Genomic DNA, 22,139 nt, shown 5'->3' with positions numbered 1-22,139 from the left:
GATGAATTGAACGACAATGAGGTGACGGTTCTTGAAACGAAGTTGGAACAAAGCATTGAACTGGAAGAAATTCATGCTGTTATCGCTTGCCTTTCTTGTTTGTTCTGTAACCTTTGGTGGAAATTTTCAATCTTATGCCAGCGAGCGTTTAAGGGATCGGAATCAAAATCAAGGCATTCCGCAATCGGATAAAGATCATTTGTCAATAGACGATATTTTACAGCCGACCTACGGGAAGACATTGGCTGCTTATAACAAAGAAGGCTATGTACCTGCAGCGGGAGCGGAAATAGTCATCCCGGCAACTGAATTTTCGGCATTCGGCGGTTCTAGGCCTGCTTCGGAAGCTGTCGAAGGTCATTCAACCGCTCTGGTATGGGATAAAGGTACGACATGGCTGGAGTGGACGGTAGATATACCCTCGAGTGGACTTTACAACATAACGACAAATTATTATCCAATGCAGGGGAAACGGCTGCCTATACAACGTGAGCTGCTAATAGACGGACAGAGTCCATTTCGTGAAGCACAGCGGATCTATTTCTATCGCAACTGGATAGATCGAGGCGATCCCGTTCAGAACAATCAGGGAGATGATGTTCGCCCCAAGCAAGTGGAGGAGCCGGAATGGATGAGTTTGCCGGTTATGGACGGTAACGGGTTATATCCGGGACCCTTTCAATTTTACTTCAGTACAGGCAAACATGCCATACGGATGAATTATTTAGTAGAACCCATGGCATTGGATCAAATTCGGATAACAGCACCGGAACAATTGCCAAGCTATGACGCTATGAAACAATCCTATGGGGCGGAAGGATATGAATCCGTTTCGAATATAAACGTGAAGGTACAAGCGGAAAGCAATCCTGCAAAATCCGATCCGACCATTCGTAGAGAATCCAATGGCGATCCGCTAATGGAGCCGGCAGGGGACGGAAATATACGGCTGAATGCATTCGGCGACTGGCGCTGGAGAAAAGGTGGTCAGAAAGCCACATGGGCATTCACAGTCCCAAAGGACGGATTATATAAGATTGGCCTGAAATTTGGACAATGGTGGGGCGATGGGCTTCCGTCCTATCGTCAAATTCTCATAGATGGGAAGGTACCTTTCAAAGAATTGGAATTATACCCGTTCACCTATTCGCGAAGCTGGCGAATCGAAACACTGCATAAACAAGGCAGCAAATCTGATCCTATGCTTATGTATTTATCGAAGGGGGAGCATACGCTCACCATGGTTGCCGAGGTCGGGCCTTACCAGCCGATTATCGAGGACTTAACGGCGGATACGCAGAAGCTGTCCGACCTGTATAGGCGCATCATTATGGTAACGGGACCTACTCCGGATCCAAACTTCGAATATGAACTGGGCAAGAAAGTGCCAAAGCTCATTGAGGATTTAAAGGTAATCGCGGACGACCTGATCGTTCAAATGAATGCATTGAAGGCTTTATCGGAGGAAGAGCCAAGCACGGTGAACAGTCTTCGTATGATGAATCATACATTCGAAAAAATGATCAAGAATCCGGATTCGATTCCAAGGCAGTTGTCGGAGCTAAGCAATAGCCAAACGAGCTTGAGCACGCTGCTGATGGGTTTGCAGAATGTACCGCTTATACTCGACTACCTTGCAATCAGTTCACCGGATACCGAATATCCCAAAGTGAAGTCCAGCTTCCTGCAGAAGTCCATCAGTACGTTCCAAAACTTCATAGCCTCTTTCACGAAGGATTATACGGGCGTTGGCAGTGTCTACGCTGCAGGCGAGCCTGCTAAAGAAACCGGTCCGGTCATTGAGGTCTGGGTATCGCGAGGCAAAGAATGGGCGGAAATCATGAAGGATATGGCGGAAGAAGATTTTACTCCGAAAACCGGTATCCGGATTAATGTCAATACGCTTCCAGCGGGACAATTAAACGCAGGCTCGGTCAATACGCTGCTGCTTGCGGCGAGTTCAGGCAAAGCGCCTGATGTTGCGACTGGTGTCGATGCACATTTACCTGTCGAATTTGCAATTCGGGATGCCTCGGTCGATTTATCACAATTCCCGGATTATGCGGAGGTCAGTAAACGATTCTTATCAGGATCGCTAATTCCGTTTCAATACAACGGGGGCAACTACGCACTCCCGGAGACACAGGATTTCAACGTACTTGTTTATCGTAAGGATATATTGAAGGAGCTCGGTGTCAGCATTCCGCAAACATGGGAAGACACGTACGCCATGCTACCTATCCTGCAGCAAAATGGGATGCAGATGTTCTACCCGATCTCGTCACTTGGATTCATGCCGTTCCTTTACCAGAATGGCGGCGAATTCTATCATGCGAATGGGATGAAATCCGGACTTGATACTCCTGAAGCCTTTCAAGCCTTTACGGAGTGGACGGAACTATACACCAATTACAAATTTCCGGTTACAGCCAATTTCTTCAACCGTTTCCGGACGGGGGAAATGCCGATCGGCGTTGCCGACTATCTGACATACGTTCTACTCTCCACTGCAGCACCGGAACTAATCGGACGATGGGGCGTTGCACCATCGCCTGGCCATAAGAAAGCCGACGGTACGATTGACCGAACGAGCGGCGGTGCCGTTCAATCTGTTGCGATCTTCAAACAATCGAAGCATCAAAAGGAAGCGTGGGAATTTCTCAAATGGTGGACCAGTACGGAGAGCCAGGTTCAATTCGGTCAGGAACTCGAGGCTCTGCTCGGCGTAGAAGCGCGCTGGAATACAGCAAATATGGAAGCCTTCTCTCAGCTGCCTTGGCCAGAGGATGATTTGAAGGCTTTAACCGATCAGTGGAAGTATTACAAAGAACAGCCGTATGTGCTTGGCGGATACTTCACTGCGCGGAACATTGACAATGCGTGGAACCGCGTTGTTCTCGGGGGAATGAACATCAGAGAGTCGCTGGAACAGGGAATCAAGGATATTAATAAAGAGCTTGAAGCCAAACAAAAAGAGTTCGGATTTACTCCGGATTAGAGCGGCGGAAGGAGGAGCGAGATGCAAAGCAGTGTCGAAGTCAAAAGCCCGTTTCAGCTGGCATCACAGAAGGTAAGCCGATTCAAATTATCCCATGCAGGGAAGAGAGTTGCGCTTGGTTACTTATTTCTCAGCCCGTTTCTGATCCTCTTCATCGTGTTTACCGTTATCCCTGTCGTTCAATCCGTCTACCTCAGCTTTACCTACTACAACATGCTTCAGCCTGCCAAATGGGTTGGCCTATCGAATTATAGCGTCTTATTTCTTGAAGATGATATTTTCATCAAATCGCTCAAAAACACCTTCATCTTTGCTGTTATCGCTGGACCGCTCAGCTATTGTTTATCGTTTCTGCTTGCCTGGGTCATTGATACGCTTCGGGCCAAAATGTTATTTTCATTGGCCTTTTATGTGCCTTCCATTACAAGCGGTATCGCATTATCCATCGTCTGGCTCTACATTTTCTCTGGCGACCGTTACGGTCTGTTAAACAATTGGATGTTGAACTGGGGAATGATCAGCGAACCTATTCTATGGACGACCGACCCGGATACGATCATGCCCGTCATCATTATTGTTTCCTTATGGATGAGCATGGGGACGGGGTTCCTGGTCTTTCTAGCCGGGCTTCAGAATGTTTCGCCTGAGTTGTATGAAGCGGGGGCAATCGATGGCGTATCAAGCCGTTTCCAGGAACTTTGGTTTATTACGCTGCCGCTTATGAAGCCGCAGCTGTTGTTTGGGGCAGTGAACTCCATCGTGGCTGCCTTCGGTGTGTTCGATATTGCCGTTGCCATGGCCGGCATGCCAAGCCCCAACTATGCAGGGCATACGATTATTTCCCATCTCTTCGATTATGCGTTTATTCGGTTTGAGCTTGGGTACGCTTCTGCCATCGCCGTATTCCTGTTTTTTGTTACGCTTGGTTTGGGACGGATAGTCATGAAATTATTATCGTCCAAAGAACAATAAGGGGGCAAAGGACGTGTCGATGAACTATGCGAAATTTGTTACCCGCTTCAACAGGGGACTATTGTATGTCTTTATGATTGTTTTGGTCGGGTTCACGGCAATGCCGATCATTTATATGGTTTCGACGGCATTCAAGCCACTCGATGAGCTGTTCCTTTACCCGCCGAGATTCTTTGTGCAAAAGCCGACGCTGCGCAGCTTTTATGACTTGCTTACCGCTACGGACAGCTCTATCGTTCCTTTCTCGCGATACATCTTCAACAGTGTGTTCGTTTCAGGCTCGATCGTTGTTGCCAGCTTGATTGTGTGCAGCTTGGGTGCTTATGTGCTATCCAAATTCAGGCCGCCTGGCGCCGGGTTTATCTTTGCGGTGATTCTATCGGCTCTGATGTTCTCGCCGCAAGTCACGCAAATTCCGACCTATATGATTGTTTCCAGTCTGGGTTTGGTCAACACATATTGGGCATTAATTCTGCCGAAAATCGCGGTGGCCTTTAATATTTTCTTAATGAAGCAGTTCTTTGATCAAATTCCGGACGCGCTAATTGAGGCGGCACATATTGACGGTGCTTCGGAGTGGACCATTTTCTGGAGGGTCATCATGGCGGTAAGCAAGCCCGCTTGGTCGACACTGATCATTTTCTCTTTCATCGGGAACTGGAATGATTATTTCTCTACCCTTGTTTTCACTACAAGTGAAACCATGAAGACTCTGCCGCTTGCGATTCAGACGCTTGCCGGGGGTCCGGGTGTGGTAGCGCGATCGGGTGCACTTGCTGCCGGTACCTTCCTGATTACGCTGCCCCCCATATTAATCTTTCTTTTGTTTCAGAAAATGGTTATGAATACGATGGTTCATTCCGGCATCAAATCCTAGGGGGGCGGACACAATGGTCAAACGAATATCAGCGGTCCTGCTCGGCTGTCTGCTGTTTCTTATTTGCAGTTTGCCAGCCTATGCTCTCCCGCAAATGTCCTACACACTTGACCCGATGCATGGCTATAAGATTCCGATCCCGCTCACGTATACCGTCGATAAGGTCATCCTGGATGTGGGCAGTCCGGGATTAAATAAGCCCAGAGACCTGTTTATCGATGAGAAGGGTCTTTTGTATATAGCCGACACAGATAATAACCGGATTGTGAAAATGAACACCGATGGGAAGGTGCTTGGCATCTACGGCAAGGAACAGGGAGTTGTGCTCGATCAACCAAGCGGCATCTTCGTAGATGGGCTGGGCGATATGTTCGTCGCGGATACGGGGAGCGGCAAGGTGATCCATCTGGCTCCTGATGGCAAGCTGGTGGAGGAATTCGTAAAGCCGGAATCCACGTTGATTAGTCCGGAAATGGAATTCGCTCCCGATAAAGTCATTATAGACCGTCGCGGCTACTTGTACGTGCTGAATAAGACGGATTACAGCGGGTTTATGATGATCGATGCCATGAATCGGTTTCGCGGTTATATTGGAGCAAACCGTGTTCCATTTGATTGGAAGAATCTCCTCATCCGGTTATTGGCAACGCCTGAGCAGAGGGAGCAGTTAAACAACGCCGTGCCTCAACAGAACGCTAATTTGACGATGGACAGTAAAGGATTTATCTATACGCCTACTGTTCTGATCGATACCGATCAGATTAAAAAGTTTAATGCGATGGGTGAGAACATCTATAAAAAAGCTTTCTTCGGAGAGTCCTCGATAGATAGCGGTACGTTGGAGGTTCCGTATTTCGTCGATTTGGCTGTAGATCAATACGGGATTATTAATGCCTTGGATGCCATGTCGCGTAAGATTTATCAATACGATCAGGAAGGGAATTTGCTTGCTGTATTCGGCGGTCAAGGGGATGTAAAGAGCCGATTCGAATATCCAACCAGCATCGTAATCGATAAAAGCGGTACGATCTACGTCCTTGACCGTGATCGGAATAATATTCAAATCTTCAAGCCGACGCGGTTTGCGGAATTGATTCATCAAGCGAGTCAATTACATTTTAACGGGCGTTACCAGGAAGCCCTGCAGCCGTGGAAGGAAGTACTGAACATCGATGAAAATTATCCGTTAGCCCACCGGGGCGTAGCCAAGGCTCTGATGAAGGAAGAGAAATGGAAAGAGGCTATGAAGGAATTCAAGCTGGGTGAAGATCAGGATGGTTATTCGCTTGCTTTTGCCGAGTACCGGCATGACTTCATGCGTCAATACCTCGGCTGGATCCTGCTGGTGGCAGTTCTCATCATTTATGTGGTGTACCTTATTGTGAAGGTCATGATTCGCGTAACGAATTCCGTCATAAGGAGGTATGGCTATTGAACAGAGCAGTATCAATGAAACAGTCCTCCATGCGGTCCTTTCGGCTCGGGATCGCGATACTGTTTCATCCTGTAGACGGATTTGAAGAGCTGCAGAAGAACAAGCACCTGATCTCAGCCTTTGTGCTGATCCTTCTAACCTTGTGCGTCAGAATCGTGACGATATATATGACGAGCTTTCATATCACTTCTCTTCAGCCCAGGGACGCCGATTTGAATTTGGAATTAGTCCGATTCGTACTGCCGTTATTATCAGGGGTCATCGCTTGTTATTTGATTACCGCAATTATGGACGGTGAAGCTTATTTCAGCCAAATCCTCACGGCCATGTCCTATGCGCTGATTCCGTATATCGTGTTTGCGATTCCCTTGGCAGCGCTCTCCATCGTCATATCGAAAGGCGAGATTGGACTCTATAACAGTATCAGTCTCTTGATCTGGCTTTGGGTAGCCTTGCTCATCTTCATACAGCTCAAGGTGCTTAATGATTATTCCTTTAAGAAGTCGATTGGCGTCGTCCTGTTATCCATTTTTGCTTTCCTTACCTTCTGGGGGACGATTGGCCTCGTCTTTGCCCTTACGAACCATGTCATCCAATTTATCAACGAAATTGCCGTAGAAATTCGATACTTGCTGGATAATTAAGGGGGTACCATGATTACGGGAAAATCCAAAAAGTGGATATACAATGTCGCGGTCATCCTGATCTTTGCAGCGCTCGTGCTCTTGGCCTTACCCTCTCTGCAAAGAGCCATTGACCGGGCACATCAGGAAATAAAACCGAAAAACGGGGTCGTCGAGGCTTCTGTGGAACCATCTGCCTCGGATGCTCAGCCGGCGGATGAACAAAGCGAATTTGAGAAGGTGGGGGAGACGGACCGCCTTGAGTTAATGTTCCGCTCCTCTGATTCCGCCATTGTGGTGAAGGATAAGAAGAACGGATATAAGTGGGAATCTGCAGTACCGCTCGAGGACGTGGAGACAGATGGGAATGAGCTGTGGACGGCGAGCAGTCAGTCGGCCTTTCATCTGACGTTCACGGATCCAAGCTTGCCTGCCCTGGAGACCCAGGAAACAAACTCGGTCATGGAGCAGCCGAAGATGAAGGCCGTTTCTCTGGAAAACGGGATATCCGTACACTACGATTTGCCCAGATTGCAAATCAGTTTTGATATGAGCTTTCAATTGAAGGGGAACTCGCTTGAGGTCACGGTACCGGGAAAGTCTATCAAGGAATCCAGCGATAATTGGGTCATGGCGATTGCGCCGCTTCCTTTTTTCGGAGCGGCATCGGATCATAAGGAAGGGTATTCCATTTATCCTGACGGTCCCGGTGCGCTGTCTACGTTTAAAACCAATCATCCCAACTATTTGAATCCTTATCGGGCGAGTGTCTACGGTCCGGATACCATATCGTTTAACAATTATCAAAGGCAGCAGAATGCGCTGCTTCCCATATTCGGTCTGAAGGTCGGTAATAACGCATTCCTTGGGATGATTACGGATGGCGCTTATGACGCGAATATTCTCTACTCGCCAAGCGGCTATTTGATTAATTTAAACCGGGTTTCCTCCGAGCTCGTCTATAGACGGGAATATGAAGCTGTCAAGAAGGACGGGAATTTGACCAAGAAACCGGAGAAAAACTTGATACGGGAAGATCATACGATCCGCTATGTTTTCTTCAGCGGGGAGGAAGCCGACTACAGTCACATGGCTTCGGCATACCGGGAATACCTGGTCAACGAACAAGGGCTGACTTCAAAAATCAGGAAGGAGGATCCTATTCCGTATGGTCTTGATTTGCTGATGGGGATCAAGAAGCACCAGATCCTGTTCGATGATTTCATTGCTTCTACTACATTCCCGCAGGCGCAGGAAATGATGGAAGACTTGAAGAAACGGGGTGTGGAATCCATTTCCGCAAATTTACTTGGATGGACGAGAAAAGGTTATCTGGAATATCCTTCTGGAAGCGTTCCCTCCGGTCAATTGGGCGGTTTGAGCGGCTTGAATAAATTGAGCGATTATACTAAAAATAACAAATTCCAGTTATTTCTTCAGGATAATTACGTCGACGCCTGGAAGGGAAGCGGAGGATTCTCGACACGCAGCGACGTCGTTGTCGGAGCCAACCATTTTGCCGTGACGGATCGCTACAGTGAAATGTTTAATCTGAATGCGGGTAAGCAAAATTTGAAGTTTCAAGGAGATGTGCTTGATCCGCTAAGTAAACTGGGGATTACCGGCATTAACTTTGATGGCATCGGTTATCAGGACTACTACGACTATAACAAGGATTACCCGCTGACACGAGAAGGAACGGCCATGCAATGGATGGAGATGATGGAAAAGTCGAGCAAGCAATTTGGTGGTGCCGCTGCTGTAGGCGGGAATGGGTACAGCATTCTGAAAGCGTCCCGCTTATTCGATATTCCAACGGAGGACAGCGGTTTTTTCTTCACCGATGAAACCATTCCATTCTACCAAATGGTCGTACACGGACTCATTCCCTACTCGGGATATCCGCAAAATTTGTTTTACGATCCCCAACTGCAGTTCCTTAAAATGGTAGAATATGGTTATATGCCTTACTATCAATTGACGAAGAATTTTTCGGAAGAGCTAAAAGACACCTACTATAGCGATTTATTCAGTTCCTCGTACAACAACTGGGTAGATCAATCGGTCCAACAGTATAAAGAGATGAATGAGAAACTGCAGCCAATATGGTCTCAATCGATCCAGGTGCATCGAAAACTGCAAAAGGATGTTTATGAAGTCGTTTATGGAGATGGCACTCGTGTCATTGTCAATTATTTACCGCGGGAAGTTGAAATTGATGGCCTTCGTATTCCGGATAAAAACTATATCGTCGTGCCCAAGGGGGGATAAGCGTGAAAGAGCGAAGAATCGGCTTGGAAAGAAAAAAAATGCTCGCAGGCTACGTGTATATTGCCCCATGGGCCATAGGCTTCGTCTTGTTTATGTTTTATCCGCTCGCTTACTCCCTTTGGCTTAGCTTTCATGAAGTCGTAGGCGTTGGCAATTTCCAGCTTGAATCTGTCGGCTGGAGAAATTTCAACAAAGCCTTCGTACTCGATACCGAATTCATTCCTTTATTTATCTCCGTCATTCAAGATGCCGTTATCAACACACCGCTCATTTTAGTGTTTTCTTTATTTATCGCCATTCTGCTCAATCATAACATCAGGGGAAGGGCATTTTTTCGTGCCGCATTCTTTCTTCCCGTACTTATTGGTTCGGGGCTGGCCATGCAGCAGCTGCTGTACGCGGGGGTTGGAAAAGATACACTGGTGAACGGAATCGGCGTGCCTGATGAAGTGTTTCTTTATATGGGTCCGACATTCTCCCAAATCGTCTTTGATATGTTGAGCCGGTTAACTGTGATATTTTGGAAAACGGGTGTGCAAATCCTGCTCTTCCTTGCCGGATTACAGGGCATTTCCTTATCCCTGTATGAATCCGCAAGATGCGATGGAGCCACAGAGTGGGAGATGTTCTGGAAGATAACCCTTCCGCTCGTTACGCCAATTATTCTACTGAATCTGGTATTCACCTGTGTTGACTCTTTCACCGACATTAACAACCGGATGATGGTTTACATTAAAGATACGGCATTTACCAAGATCGAGATGGGCTACGCTTCGGGAATGGGCTGGATTTACTTCTTGTTTATATTTCTGCTGCTCATTATTGTATTCGTGTCGACCAAACGCTTTGTCATTTACACAGGAGAAAAATAAATGAGGAGGTGACCGCTGCGTGATGAGGAATAATAGTCTATTAAGCCGAATAGGCAGCAAAAGCCGCTGGATTGCGTTGATATATCGTATTTTCGTCTATGTGATTCTGATCGACTTGGCCTTTGTATTCCTATATCCTTTCATTTATATGATTACAACGTCGCTCAAGCAGCCGGCCGATCTCATGGATTTTACGATCAAATGGATTCCTACAAGTCTGGCTTGGGAAAATTTCTATTATGGAATGGCTGGTCTTGAATATTGGCCTCACTTTAACAATTCCGCCCTTATCTCTGTCTTAAGCGTGGTTGGGCAAGTATTGTCATGTTCCTTTGTTGCCTATGGATTTGCCAGAATCAAGTTTCCCGGGCGCGAAGCACTGTTTGTTTTGTGTATGTTTACGATGATCATTCCGCCGCAAACGATCATTGTGCCTTTATTTATCCAATACAAAACTATGGGATGGCTGGACAGCATGCTGCCTCTCGTCGTACCGGCATTTTTCGCAAACGGGCTTAGAGGCGCCTTGTTCATTTTTATCTTTCGTCAGTTGTTTCGAGGGCTTCCCTGGGAGCTGGAGGATGCCGCCAGGGTGGATGGCTGCGGGAGCTTTAAAGTGTACTGGAAAATCATCATGCCACTTACTCCTCCCGCAATTGTCGTAACAACGCTGCTTTCCCTAGTCTGGCATTGGAATGACTTCTTCGAGCCTTCTATCTTTCTTACATCCGAGGAAAAGTTCACTTTGCCGATGATGCTGCCGCGGCTCTACCAGTCACTGGATACGCTAACGGGCAGCAGCTTTGAAGTATTCAGTCTGCCGGTCGTTATGGCCGCTACGTTCTTTGCCCTGGTTCCGATGCTGCTTGTCTATCTCTTTCTACAGCGGTATTTCATTCAAGGCGTGGAACGTTCCGGATTAGTGGAGTAGGGTTGCGTGTGGTCTTACCTTGTCTTTTTATGGGAAAGATCCAGACTGGCACAAACTATTATATTTAGCGCAGGGATCATGGGTCTGCGGGCAGTTAGGTCCGACTCCTGTTGTCTTTTACCAACCCAATGAATTAAAAAGAGATCAGCCAGAAAAAACGGGCTGATCTCTCTTTTTTGTCCGGACAGCGAAAACGTCAGCAGGTAAACGCGTGCAGGCTGCAATCAACTGTCAGTCCCTGAATTATCCGGCTTACATCTGTGCTAAGGCTTGTACGTAAGCGGCGGTACGAAGGCCGAAAGCTGCCGCCCGTGGAATTTTTGCTCGAGGGCGTAGCCCATTCCAAGGATCTTTCCATCATTCCACGCACGTCCCACAAGCTGCATGGAGATCGAATACCCGTGCGGATTTGTGCCCACTGGGACGATCACAGTCGGCAGACCGACGTTCGAAGTCAGAACGCCAGTGCCCCGGTCGGAAGACAGCTGGGAATCGGCGCTGCCATTGTTGTACATGTCGCTGATAAATCCGGGATATAGTACGGCATCAACATTAAAATCATCCATCCAGTTCGCAATGATTTGTTTATAAACCGCACGATAGGTCAGATAGGAGTCGACCTGGGCCGGAGTCATTCTGGCGGTGTCACGAAGCTCCCGTTGATTGTACGGCAGGACGAGAGGAGATGCCAGCAGCTGGTCTCCGTCAGCGAATGGGAAGTCTTCATGCAGACCGATATAACGTGCCCAGCCTTCTTCGCTTCGGCTGCCCTCGGGGCTGCTTCCTCCGCTTGGCGGCGGCGTCATTTCGACCATCGTGCCGCCTGCAGCCTCGATCTCAGCAAATTTGTCCATTAACGCGTCTCCTGTTCCATCGTCTGCGTAGCTGGAGACGAAGGAGGCAGGAATATAACCGATTTTCTTGCCATTAAGCGCATTGGCGTCAAGGTAATCTGTCCAGTTATCCGGCTTGAACGTATCAGCGTTCTTAGTCAACACATCAAGAGGGTCTGTTCCTGTTGTCGCGTTAAGCAAATATGCCAGATCCGTGACAGTCCTGGCGATAGGACCCCCGTAGTCCTGCCCCCAAGTAAGCGGCATGACCCCGCGGGTGCTTGCCATACCGTCGGTGCCTCTGAACGTTGCCAGGCTGGCACCTGTGCTGGGAGCATATAATGAGACGCCTGTCTGGCTGCCCAGTGCACCGGCTGCCATGCTCGCAGCCACTGCTACAGCGGAGCCGCCGCTTGATCCGAACGATGTTTTCGACGGATAGAGAGCGTTCCAGACCTGTTTCCAGCCGCTTTCGCTGTAGCTGCCTGAATTGGCGAACTCGGACATGTTGGTCTTCCCAATCAGTACGGCGCCACTCTCACGCAGCTTCTCTACCTGGTAGGCATCCGTATCTGGCTGCCAGCCTTCAAGTGCGAGAGTCCCGCCAGTAGTTGGCATATCTTTGGTATCGTACAGATCTTTAATCGCAATTGGAATACCGAGAAGTTCACCGGTTTCCCCGTTCTTACGAGCCTGATCAGCGGCTTTTGCCTGATCGATTGCATCGGTTGCGACGTACAGGAATGCATTAAATCCAAACTGTCCGCCGTCGTACGCAGCAATCCGGTCGAGGTAGGCGCGGGTGATTTCTTCCGAAGTGGTAATACCAGCCTCCATGTCTTTTTGCATCTCTCCAATAGACTTGTTTACAATGTCGTATTTGGATGTTGTATACGGCTCAGCTGCCTCGGGAGATGCTGGTATATCGAGCCGGGTGACATCAGGACAAACACTGGCGTCAAACCATGGCAGATTGGATACATCCCAGTTCACTAACGAGCAGACTTCCGGTGAGGACAGATCAGAAAATTCCGGATCCACTGCAAGTTCCTTAAGTTCTTTAGCAGCGGCGCTCACTGCAGATGAACCGGTCGCGCCCAGGAATACAAAGTGGGCCAATGACTTTGTTTCTTCCGGTTTGACGGTTAAGCTGTTTACGTATCCATAGAAATTTGCTTCATTGCCGGTGGCAGCCAGAGGCGCTTCAAACGGGTTCCGTTCCTGGTTGCCCATTTTTGTCAGCGCGCCCGGGTATGGATCAGGTGTTCCCAGCACCACTCCGACCGGACGCTGCTCCTGGTTGGGAGTCGCCGCCAGCGTCCACGAATCTTCCGGAGTGATCGTTTTATCGCCGCTCGAAGTAGCTTGTATTATACTTTGAGCCTTGCCTGAACCGTAACCGAGATCCCCTCCAAACGAAACGTCAACCGTAACAGGTTCTTCGGTGGTATTCGTGAAGGTGTCAAAGAACCTCGTCCAGCTGCCGTCACTATCAACCTTAATTTCGCGGGTGATATGTACGCCTCCAAGATCAACGGCCTGCGTGGTTGCAAAAGTGTCAACTCCGTCGAACTTAAGTCCAAAACCGCGAATCATTTGACCGTTCAAACGTGGTTCAGGCTTTGTTGACACGCGGACAAAAATATTGCCAAACCCCTGAAGCGAAGATTCGCTCGCTGTCCGGATGCTGCCGGTATCAAGTCCCGGCGGAGCAGCGTCATGGATCTGCCAAGTGATACCACTGTCAGCAGGTATGCTTGAAACTGCGGATACGGAGTTAGGGGATAACCCGACACTCAAAGATCCAAATGCGATCATGCCAGCAAGGAGTATAGATAAGTTCTTTTTTCGTCTGCTCGAGGATCCCGACGAATCATGCGACGTGACCAGGTTCATTTGAGAACCTCGTCTGGGTGAAAGTGCTGCAATCCTCATTTTCTTTAAGTTGTTGGTCAAAATCTCACAAACCTCCCTTTTAATAGGTACATAGTTTACTATAAAAGCTCTACAGCAAGTGACCCACATGACTTCATGTGGAAGTTAATCTAACACTTGTATCCTATGCAATTGGAAAATTGTAGTCAATCAGGAGCTCGGTTGATGAAAGCGCTTAAATTTATGTTTATCTGCCTATTAATCTATTTCTCTCTTGTTTACATATAATTCATAAATTTTGGTGTTATCAGAGATTTATATGGATATGGGGTTGTTGAATATTTGCACTCCTTAAAACTCAAGAAAACATAAATGTTTTTATAAAATAATTATTATTGTGTCATATTACATGACTTAATGACACGCGGGTCAAACTGCCATTGCCGAGGAGCAAAATGTTCTTTACTCAATTATGTATCTGCTTGACAATCGTCAGCGGGATGATCGTAACCGGAGCGATTGCACAAGCTGCGGCCAATCTGCCGCCAGCGGGCAACGAGACGTTAGCCTCGTTTAAAGTCGAACTCTGAAGACAGGGCATTGAGAGCAGGAAGGCCTGTATAGGTATTCAGCAGATGGCTTAAAAGCAAATATTTTAAAATAAATGTTATTGGACTATTTACATTAGTGTGTGATATACAGTATTATGAAATCAGGAGTTGATGAATTAAATGGATATCAATGAAACGATCAGCGGATTAACACAGGAGTTGCGGCGTGGAACGATCATAATCGGCGTGCTCAGTCAATTATCCGAACCGCAATATGGTTATTCCCTGGTTTCCATTCTAGAGGAGAAGGGCATTAACATCGATCCAAGCACCTTGTACCCGCTCTTGCGTAGATTGGAGAAGCAGCAATTGCTTGAAAGCAAATGGGACACCAATGAAACTCGCCCTCGGAAGTACTATTTGCTCAGTTCTATGGGGAAGGAAGTTTACCTGCAGCTTTGTCTAGAATGGAGGAGCATGAACATGAGCCTTGAAAATTTAATCGGAGGAGACGATGGGGATGGAGTTAATTAATAGATACATTTTTGCGGTGACGCAAAAGCTGCCTGAGAAACAGAGGACGGATATAGAAAAAGAGCTGCAGGGTTTAATCGAGGATATGCTTGAAGAGCGCGTCCAAGGCAGAGAAGCGACCAGAACGGATGTGGAAGAGGTGCTTCTTGAACTCGGGAATCCGAGTGAGTTATCTGAAAGGTACAGGGGAGATAAGAGATATCTGATTAGTCCGGAAATCTTTTCGACCTATCTGTCCGTTCTCAAGATGGTAATTGTCTCGATTGCAGTTGCAATGGCAGTCGTGTTCACGATTGAAACGTTCATGAATCCATCGCAAGTCCTTGACCATTTGGTGAGCAATCTGGTTTCCTTCCTTATTGTGGGTTGCGTTCAAGGCTTCGCCTGGGTGACGATCATGTTTGTCATAATAGAGGTTGTAAATGCGAAGAAAAGGAAGCTGGGAATAAAGGGCGCCCATGACTGGAAACTGTCTGAATTACCAGCCCTGCCAGATCGTCGGATTCGAATTAAGCGTGCCGAACCAATAGCAAGCATAATCATTACCGTTTTATTCTTCGTGCTGTTTACCTTCTCAATCGACCTTTTTGGTGTATGGAGGTTTGAGGACGGCGGTTATTCGACGGTTGTGTCATTCTTCGATGAAGAAGTGTTTCGCGGGTTCCTGCCGATGATATGGGTCCTGCTGGCCTTAAGCATCCTGAAAGATATTTTGATGATGATTTCAAGGAAGTGGACAGTAAGGCTAGTCGGCTTTGAAATCTTGCTCAATATTCTCTATTTCGTCCTCGCGCTGTTCATGTTCTCGGATATGGCGATATGGAATTCCGATTTTATGCAGCAACTCGCGCAATCCGGTATAACGCCGGTCCATAGCGAGGGATTTGAAAGAGTGAGTGAGATTTGGGATCGTATCAATGAAGGTTTAATCTATCTGATAGGATTAGTTATTGCCGTACACGTTATCTTCATGGCTGTTAAAGCATTCCGGATCAAACAGATCTCTTAATGTGTATCGATGCTTGATCGGGCTGGCTTCCTCCCGGCTGTTGGAGAGGAATGCTACCAGCACCACGAAGTGCCGGTCAGGTTATGCAGCTACTTAGATTCAATAGGCTTAGATCGGGCAGCCGTAAACATTAAGCCAGCATACGTTAGTGAGGAGCTTGCCGCGCGGCAGCTCCTTTTTCGGTTTTGAGTTATGACCACTTAACGATCACAATCCTGATCCTTAAATGCGCGAATCTACCCAAACCTTCACCGTAAATAACGCCATTGAATAGTCATCAAAAAAATGCCCCAATACAAAAATGTATAGGGGACTTGGACTTGCTTCAGGTTAAGTACACATTACGAGACCGGAGGCGTATCGGTAATATCAAGGTCGCTCGGAGAAACAGCGTCAATGTACTTCATGCCTTTCCCCTCCAGCGTTCTGCTCACTTGCAGCGTTTCCAGGGTTGGCTGTTCCCAGACATTCTTCACTTGTTGTTCCATGTTATCACCTCCCTTCAAAGTGATTTCTTACAGTCTTTCATTGTACTCAGCAGTGGCAGTACAACGCCGCCAAAGGGGCACGGCCGGTCCTTCTTATTTCAGGATATTGGCTGTAAAATTAACAAATATATTTTTCATATCTTCTTCTACGACTGTACTGCCATAAATAAGCTTACCTTCGTTGGTTGTATTTCCTTGTATAATATGTCCGCCTCCCGCATAGGAAACGTATATTCCGGCGTTCGGTTCTCCTTTACGGGGATTCATCGCGTTGTTCTTGAAAATAATAATACCGTGGCTCGTCATTAGCTTGCTGTTGGGATCACCCGTCCGCAGAGCGATGTTATATCTGTTGTTTGTGGCCGTGTTCTGTGTGATATTGCAATAGCTGGAACCATTTTTAATATCGATGCCATAGTAGAAGCCTGTCACCGTGTTGCCTATTATCGAGCTGTTTTTTTCCGCTTCCACCGAAATCCCCTGCTGATCGCTTTTGTTTATGCGATTCTCGGAAACCGTGTTATTGGAAACCGTATTGTATTCTCCTCCACCGTACAGTGAAAGATGTCCGTCGCCGGAATTTCGGATGGTATTGGAATCGATGATAGAGTTCTGGGATTGCATACTGATAATACCGGAACCGCTGTTGCCTTCTGTAACGACGTGCCTGACAATGCACTTATCCGATTTGTATAAATTAACGCCTTGTGAGAAATTCATCATCGCCATATCCTCAATCAAACAATCTTTGCTTTTCTGGACGAGGACGGCAACTCTGGACATGTAATGACCATCCGTTGGCATTGCGTTACCTATTAAGCTTCCACCTTTCAGATGCACGTTCGATGTATTATAGATCCAGAAAACCCCGTATTCATATGCCGTTGAGGTTTTAAATGTGACGTTGTCCATAACAATGGTAATAGGCTTAGTGATCTTTAAAGCGGAATAGCTTTTCCCGTAATCAGTATAAACAATATGCTCCGGATTTTTATTAATATTATAAACTCCCGGGGGGATGACGATTTTGCCTCCGCTTGGCGCTTCATCGATCATTTTTTGAATAGCCGGGGTATCATCCCTGATGGCTGGAGCAGCGGCTGCCGCGAGCTTATTGTTGGGAGAATAGATGGGATTATTAACATCGAATGGAGGGAACGTTTGGTTAAGGCCGGTCAAGGAAAAAGCAAGTGGCAGACAAAGGACCGCAAGTACATAAAGATAAAATCTATTTCTTTTGCTTATTGTTACTGTCAGCTGTCTATCCGGTAAGTTGGAAGACGGAAGTTTGTCTGAGACTGCCATAGGAAACAAAAAGAGCGGATGTACACGGGTTGCGAAGCGATTTCTGATCAAATTTGAATACCTCCAATGTTTAGATGTCTTGTCCATTGCATAAACGTTCTGAATGATCTCATGAAAAGACAACAGTTTAATACAGATACATTATGTATCTTTACATGGAATTGATGATACCAATTGTAGCATATAATGAATTTGAGATATCACTTCTATCAAATGAGTTTTTTTTAAGAAAACAATAATAAAGCAGGTCTCGGTGCATGTTCAAGTTTTTCAAACATCAAATAAAAACCTCAACCTGCAGGACAGAACTGCTAGTAATGCAAGCTGATTCGATGAAAAAGAGGCGTCGAAGTCGTTTTCCTCCCCTCCGAATATAAGCAAAGTATAAATCTGTACTTTCTTATATTTTAAAAATTTTTTCATTCTCAATGAAGTGGAATTTACTCTTAATGGGAGTATACTTAAAGGATCAAAAACAATTTGAAACTGAGGTGATTGAATGGCTGTACATGAGTTGGCGCCAAGCAGGTATTGGAATACGATCGGCTCGCATGAGCCGGTACTGACCATCAACGACGGCGACCGGATAACGACCTCGACGGTGGACGCCAGGGGATGGGATCGGTACGGAAACTCGGCTGCGATGGCGGGTAACCCGATGACCGGACCGTTTTATGTGAAAGGCGCGGAGTCCGGGGACACGCTTGTCGTCCGCTTCGAATCGATTGTGCCGAACCGCGAGTGGGCATGGTCGATGGATGTTCTTGCTCCCAATGTCGTCGATCCGTCCTATGTTCCGAACCTTCCTAAAGCGGAAACAAAGAGATGGAAGATCAATACCGAGAGCCGGACGGCTCAGCCGGAGCTCGAATCCGACATGATCGCCGGCTTGCAGCTTCCGCTTGCTCCCTTTTTCGGCTGCTTCGGCGTCGCTCCGGCGTTGGGCCAGGCTATCGGTACCGCAACCTCCGGTCAATACGGCGGCAATATGGACTACAGAGGCTTTGGAGCTTGCGAGACCATCTACTTGCCTGTATTCGTCCAAGGTGCGCTCTTTCATCTCGGGGATGGCCATGCCGTGCAAGGAGACGGCGAAATCGTGGGCACAGGGCTCGAAATTTCAATGGATACGACATTCTCGCTTTCAGTGCTCAAAGGGCAAACGATCGGCTGGCCGCGCGGAGAGTCGGAGGATTCGATTTTTACGGTAGGAAACGCCAGACCTCTTGAACAGGCCCTTCAGCATGCATCGACGGAGATGCTCCGCTGGCTGACCGATGAGAACGGCTATGGCTTAAGCGTACAGGAAGCAAGTCAATTAATGGGTCAGTGCGTGGAATACGAGGTAGGCAATGTTTTTAATCCTGCCTATACGATGGTATGCAAAATGAAAAAACGTTGGCTTCCTTCAAAGAGAGCAAATTAACCCGCAGTGATATTTATTGCGGCTGTACTGATGACCCATGCATACATAAATGTTGTCCCGCGGTGGTATGCGAAATGATCTCATCCTTCAAACAATCGGCTCCTTGCTTATTATCGTTCCGTCTTCGGATTCGGGGTTTGTTAATCAGTACGTTGGCAGTCAACCTATAATTCTGAGCGTTGGCTGTTTTCTCTATGGGGGAAAGCTCGTGATCGGTAAGAAATGAATAATTAACAATAGTTCAAACCGCCTTATACTAGGTGGTTTTTTCTTTTGCAATTCAATACCTTTTCCCCTTTAAACCAAATGATGAAATGTGCCAAAGACATCGTCTGCAACACACATGCGCCGGATAAAAACGGCGTACCGAAGTTTCTAACCAAAAGCATGAAGTGTAATAGGTGTGCCTCCGTCAGGAAGAGCTCGCAAGAGCTCTTCTTTTATATTTATGCTACAGGATGAAAATAAAAAAGACGATTCATGTTGAACCGTCATCTTAGGTAAGTTATGGCGGACATTAGGACTGAACATCCTGCAGCTTTATATTATGCTGGGAACAGATGAGTCAGATGACCCCTACCAATTTTGACCGCTATATGCGGCAGCCGTTTAAATTCCGGGAACTTGGGATTGACGAGCGTTACGTATTTGTAGACAAATTAAGTGGCAAAGATTTTAATCGGCCGCGTTATCAGGCCATGCGATTGATGATTCGAGAAGGCGACTTAATTTATATCGACGCATTCGACCGGCTGGGCCGTGATTATGACGGGATTATAGCCGAATGGAAGTACATTACACGGGAAATGAGTGCAGATATTATCTGCTTGGATAATCAAGCCCAGGCAGGAGATCGATTCCAACTTTATTCAGGTATAAAAGGAGTGGAAGGGCGGGGGGATAACGGCTGTTTCGCTATGAGGACCTTAGATATGAAACATCGGACATTTTACCGGCGTGTGAAGGAATATGAATCATCACAACTATAATGTCGATGGGTACATATCTCCTTTTAAGTTATCGTGCATGTTAGTGAGGAGCTTGCCGCGCAGCAACTCCTTTTACCCCGCGTGCTTCCAAAAAGGAGCGACATACCGTGGTGCACCGTGATTGTCGTAGTCAGACTAACGGATGGGTTCGTGACACCATAGCGTAACGACCTTCCTCACCAGCCGTAAACATAGTATAAAACGCCGCACCAAAATTTTCATTATTTTGTGGTGCCCCGAGAGGGGCAGGGGTGACTATTGGAGGACGATAGCATAATAAAAACATTTGACGAAGGAGCTGCCGCGGCAGCTCCTTTTTTGCTTCTTCGCAAAATCTCGGTTTTACGAACAACGAGGAGGCTAACAGATTAGATTACGGCATATAGATCAAAGTACCGCCAAACCTTGCGATCCAAAATAGGAGACATAACTCGACGCAGCAACCTGTAATCTAACTAAACGACTTCCCTCGTCATTGATTTGAAATACCGATACTGTACCCTGATTTCCGTTAAGCGTATAGAGATATCGTCCATCTTGACTGACTTCAATATTCATAGGAAAACCGGTTGGTATTCCCGCCGGCGTACTGGTAACATGCCCGGCTACCGTTAAGGCACCGCTGCTGCTAATTAGAAAGATGGTTATTGTACCGTTTAAGGTGTTGGTCGCATATGCAAAACGTTCATTTTTCGATGCAGTCACCCAACAAGTGGCCTTTTGTCCCGTTGGTACAGAGCCACTTATTACTTGAAGTATGCCGTTGTCGCTTAAGGAATAGGAAGAAAGCGCATTAGAACCTACTTCCGTAACTAAAAGCAGCCCGGAGGAAAGGAAATAAGAGCCAAACGGCATGTTACCATTGGATTCATTAATCATTGGTCCTGTTACAGTGCCATTTTGATTAACGTTAAAGACGCTGAGACGGTTTGTGGTAAGTTCAGGTATTACTATTTTGCTTCCGTCAGGAGTGAACAGGACTTGCGCGGGTTGAGCATTAATGGTGCTTAGAGAGCGAATAGATCCTGGGATAGGAATAAGACGCCCGTTATCATCTACGTAAAAACCAGAAATATTCGACGCAAAATGATTGGCGGCATCTCCTACATTGGAGACATAGAGAAGGTTTCCGAAAACACCGATACTATTGGGTTGGACACCTCCTGACGGTTTTATGTCCGAGAAGATAAGATGCCCATTTTTAGTTATCATAAAGCTGCTGATACTATGACTACCTGCATTAACCGCAAAAAGGAAACGACCATCACGGGACAAAGTTAAAGAGCCTTCAGAATGAAGAGGATCGATTCCATCGTTCGGCGTTGCGGTTGAGACTTCCTTTGTCCCCGTACCTTTTCCATAGGTCGGATAGGAAGTCGCAAAGGTGAGCAATCCATTCATGTTCCTGTAAAATGCCACGACCTGATTCATTTCGTTTGTATTGGTCATCATGTATACCATACTCGGCATTTTAGTGTTCTCCTCCTGCATATGACCAAATTATCAGGTCAAGTTATAATAAATTGGTTCAAGAATGATATGTTTTATATTATTCTTCGGATTTATCTTTGAGACCTAAAACCAAGCTCTAACAGATAAGACACAGACCAAGTGATTACAATAAAAAGCATATATTACGTAAGAATAAAAAACATCGCCTTGGAGGAGAAAGGCGATGTTTTTTGTGTTTCATCCTAAGAATAAGGTCAATATGACGGGACACTGGTGGGGATTGCGAAATCCCCGCTATGGGTGGGCAATTTCAGCTATTGCTGTAAGGAGAAAATAAAGTTCTAGACTGAAAAATAAAGTGCTGGACTCAGCAAATAAAGTCTTCTTAGTGCTTCATAGCTCAAACTAAAAACTACATGCTACTATCGTAGGAGCTTAGATTGAATAATGGAAATTTAATTTTCTAATTGTTTATGGTTTAATATAAATGAACCAGTTTTACCCCTGTCTACAACGTGTAGCCTCAAAGGACTTCTGAATAAAGTTTGCGGAAAACTGGTTCAATTTCCTATGTATGCAGTGCAGGAAATCATAGGATAGATGTTGAACTATAATTTGTGCAGTGACCTCTAGGGAAGCCGCCGTCATAGGCATGGAGCCGGCTAATTAATATACCTGGACTTCTATTATAGATGGCA

At 46.6% G+C, this 22,139-nt stretch carries 17 protein-coding genes; 13 read left to right on the top strand and 4 right to left on the bottom strand.

What is annotated here, in order from left to right; all coding sequences use genetic code 11:
- Positions 1-31 precede the first annotated feature (31 nt).
- Genes AC0YOB_RS27905 through AC0YOB_RS27870 form a run of 8 tightly spaced genes read left to right on the top strand, consistent with a single transcriptional unit; the run spans position 32 to position 10,979 of the window.
- Positions 32-2,998 carry an extracellular solute-binding protein gene (locus tag AC0YOB_RS27905; protein WP_475795562.1) on the top strand — a complete coding sequence of 989 codons (2,967 nt, stop codon included), beginning with the start codon at positions 32-34 and terminating at the stop codon, positions 2,996-2,998.
- A gap of 21 nt (positions 2,999-3,019) precedes the next feature.
- A complete protein-coding gene (locus AC0YOB_RS27900) occupies positions 3,020-3,970 on the top strand; it encodes a carbohydrate ABC transporter permease (RefSeq protein WP_475795561.1) in 951 nt (316 codons plus the stop codon).
- A gap of 19 nt (positions 3,971-3,989) precedes the next feature.
- Complete coding sequence (locus AC0YOB_RS27895; protein WP_475795698.1) at positions 3,990-4,847, top strand: carbohydrate ABC transporter permease; 858 nt, start codon at positions 3,990-3,992, stop codon at positions 4,845-4,847.
- A gap of 13 nt (positions 4,848-4,860) precedes the next feature.
- A complete protein-coding gene (locus AC0YOB_RS27890; protein ID WP_475795560.1) occupies positions 4,861-6,282 on the top strand; it encodes an SMP-30/gluconolactonase/LRE family protein in 1,422 nt (473 codons plus the stop codon).
- Positions 6,279-6,926, top strand: a complete 648-nt coding sequence (locus tag AC0YOB_RS27885; RefSeq protein ID WP_475795559.1) for a Yip1 family protein — start codon at positions 6,279-6,281, stop codon at positions 6,924-6,926. Before AC0YOB_RS27890 ends, AC0YOB_RS27885 begins: the two co-directional genes overlap by 4 nt.
- A 9-nt stretch (positions 6,927-6,935) precedes the next feature.
- Positions 6,936-9,176, top strand: a complete 2,241-nt coding sequence (locus tag AC0YOB_RS27880; RefSeq protein WP_475795558.1) for a DUF5696 domain-containing protein — start codon at positions 6,936-6,938, stop codon at positions 9,174-9,176.
- A gap of 2 nt (positions 9,177-9,178) precedes the next feature.
- Positions 9,179-10,048 carry a carbohydrate ABC transporter permease gene (locus tag AC0YOB_RS27875; RefSeq protein ID WP_475795557.1) on the top strand — a complete coding sequence of 290 codons (870 nt, stop codon included), beginning with the start codon at positions 9,179-9,181 and terminating at the stop codon, positions 10,046-10,048.
- A 22-nt stretch (positions 10,049-10,070) separates the two neighbouring features.
- The gene (locus AC0YOB_RS27870; protein WP_379113415.1) at positions 10,071-10,979 is read left to right on the top strand and encodes a carbohydrate ABC transporter permease; all 909 of its coding nucleotides are present in this window, start codon (positions 10,071-10,073) and stop codon (positions 10,977-10,979) included.
- 263 nt (positions 10,980-11,242) lie between these two features.
- Here AC0YOB_RS27870 and AC0YOB_RS27865 read toward each other — a convergent pair whose 3' ends face one another.
- Positions 11,243-13,708 carry an amidase gene (locus AC0YOB_RS27865; RefSeq protein WP_475795556.1) on the bottom strand — a complete coding sequence of 822 codons (2,466 nt, stop codon included), beginning with the start codon at positions 13,706-13,708 and terminating at the stop codon, positions 11,243-11,245.
- A 434-nt stretch (positions 13,709-14,142) separates the two neighbouring features.
- Between AC0YOB_RS27865 and AC0YOB_RS27860 the strand changes: the two genes are divergently transcribed.
- The 3 genes from AC0YOB_RS27860 (at position 14,143) to AC0YOB_RS27850 (ending at position 15,781) form a co-directional block, all read left to right on the top strand.
- The gene (locus AC0YOB_RS27860) at positions 14,143-14,277 is read left to right on the top strand and encodes a hypothetical protein (protein ID WP_475795555.1); all 135 of its coding nucleotides are present in this window, start codon (positions 14,143-14,145) and stop codon (positions 14,275-14,277) included.
- A gap of 141 nt (positions 14,278-14,418) precedes the next feature.
- Entirely contained in the window at positions 14,419-14,772 is a 354-nt protein-coding gene (locus AC0YOB_RS27855) for a PadR family transcriptional regulator (protein ID WP_475795554.1), read from the top strand.
- On the top strand, positions 14,759-15,781 hold the full coding sequence (locus tag AC0YOB_RS27850; protein WP_475795553.1) for a hypothetical protein: 1,023 nt from the start codon (positions 14,759-14,761) through the stop codon (positions 15,779-15,781). The genes AC0YOB_RS27855 and AC0YOB_RS27850 overlap by 14 nt, the downstream gene beginning before the upstream one ends.
- A 341-nt stretch (positions 15,782-16,122) precedes the next feature.
- On the opposite strand, the gene AC0YOB_RS27845 is transcribed toward AC0YOB_RS27850, so the two are convergent.
- Positions 16,123-16,269 carry a paeninodin family lasso peptide gene (locus tag AC0YOB_RS27845; RefSeq protein ID WP_210044200.1) on the bottom strand — a complete coding sequence of 49 codons (147 nt, stop codon included), beginning with the start codon at positions 16,267-16,269 and terminating at the stop codon, positions 16,123-16,125.
- A gap of 93 nt (positions 16,270-16,362) precedes the next feature.
- Positions 16,363-17,661 carry a right-handed parallel beta-helix repeat-containing protein gene (locus tag AC0YOB_RS27840; protein ID WP_475795552.1) on the bottom strand — a complete coding sequence of 433 codons (1,299 nt, stop codon included), beginning with the start codon at positions 17,659-17,661 and terminating at the stop codon, positions 16,363-16,365.
- 412 nt (positions 17,662-18,073) lie between these two features.
- On the opposite strand from AC0YOB_RS27840, the gene AC0YOB_RS27835 reads away from it, so the two are divergent.
- Positions 18,074-19,000, top strand: a complete 927-nt coding sequence (locus tag AC0YOB_RS27835) for an acetamidase/formamidase family protein (RefSeq protein ID WP_475795551.1) — start codon at positions 18,074-18,076, stop codon at positions 18,998-19,000.
- A 560-nt stretch (positions 19,001-19,560) separates the two neighbouring features.
- On the top strand, positions 19,561-19,989 hold the full coding sequence (locus tag AC0YOB_RS27830) for a recombinase family protein (protein WP_475795550.1): 429 nt from the start codon (positions 19,561-19,563) through the stop codon (positions 19,987-19,989).
- A gap of 387 nt (positions 19,990-20,376) precedes the next feature.
- Here AC0YOB_RS27830 and AC0YOB_RS27825 read toward each other — a convergent pair whose 3' ends face one another.
- Positions 20,377-21,459, bottom strand: a complete 1,083-nt coding sequence (locus tag AC0YOB_RS27825) for a lactonase family protein (protein ID WP_475795549.1) — start codon at positions 21,457-21,459, stop codon at positions 20,377-20,379.
- Positions 21,460-22,139: the final 680 nt, after the last annotated feature.

Source organism: Paenibacillus sp. JT31N17, from assembly GCF_056269255.1.
This window is presented reverse-complemented; position numbering and strand designations above follow the sequence as displayed.

Excerpts from the sequence above, each read along its gene's own strand:
- AC0YOB_RS27890 (WP_475795560.1), top strand. The coding sequence starts at position 4,861 with ATGGTCAAACGAATATCAGCGGTCCTGCTCGGCTGTCTGCTGTTTCTT.
- AC0YOB_RS27895 (WP_475795698.1), top strand. The coding sequence starts at position 3,990 with ATGAACTATGCGAAATTTGTTACCCGCTTCAACAGGGGACTATTGTAT.
- AC0YOB_RS27900 (WP_475795561.1), top strand. The coding sequence starts at position 3,020 with ATGCAAAGCAGTGTCGAAGTCAAAAGCCCGTTTCAGCTGGCATCACAG.
- AC0YOB_RS27845 (WP_210044200.1), bottom strand. The coding sequence starts at position 16,269 with ATGGAACAACAAGTGAAGAATGTCTGGGAACAGCCAACCCTGGAAACG.
- AC0YOB_RS27835 (WP_475795551.1), top strand. The coding sequence starts at position 18,074 with ATGGCTGTACATGAGTTGGCGCCAAGCAGGTATTGGAATACGATCGGC.
- AC0YOB_RS27840 (WP_475795552.1), bottom strand. The coding sequence starts at position 17,661 with ATGGACAAGACATCTAAACATTGGAGGTATTCAAATTTGATCAGAAAT.
- AC0YOB_RS27880 (WP_475795558.1), top strand. The coding sequence starts at position 6,936 with ATGATTACGGGAAAATCCAAAAAGTGGATATACAATGTCGCGGTCATC.
- AC0YOB_RS27830 (WP_475795550.1), top strand. The coding sequence starts at position 19,561 with ATGAGTCAGATGACCCCTACCAATTTTGACCGCTATATGCGGCAGCCG.
- AC0YOB_RS27870 (WP_379113415.1), top strand. The coding sequence starts at position 10,071 with ATGAGGAATAATAGTCTATTAAGCCGAATAGGCAGCAAAAGCCGCTGG.
- AC0YOB_RS27860 (WP_475795555.1), top strand. The coding sequence starts at position 14,143 with ATGTTCTTTACTCAATTATGTATCTGCTTGACAATCGTCAGCGGGATG.
- AC0YOB_RS27855 (WP_475795554.1), top strand. The coding sequence starts at position 14,419 with ATGGATATCAATGAAACGATCAGCGGATTAACACAGGAGTTGCGGCGT.
- AC0YOB_RS27865 (WP_475795556.1), bottom strand. The coding sequence starts at position 13,708 with ATGAACCTGGTCACGTCGCATGATTCGTCGGGATCCTCGAGCAGACGA.
- AC0YOB_RS27850 (WP_475795553.1), top strand. The coding sequence starts at position 14,759 with ATGGAGTTAATTAATAGATACATTTTTGCGGTGACGCAAAAGCTGCCT.
- AC0YOB_RS27825 (WP_475795549.1), bottom strand. The coding sequence starts at position 21,459 with ATGCCGAGTATGGTATACATGATGACCAATACAAACGAAATGAATCAG.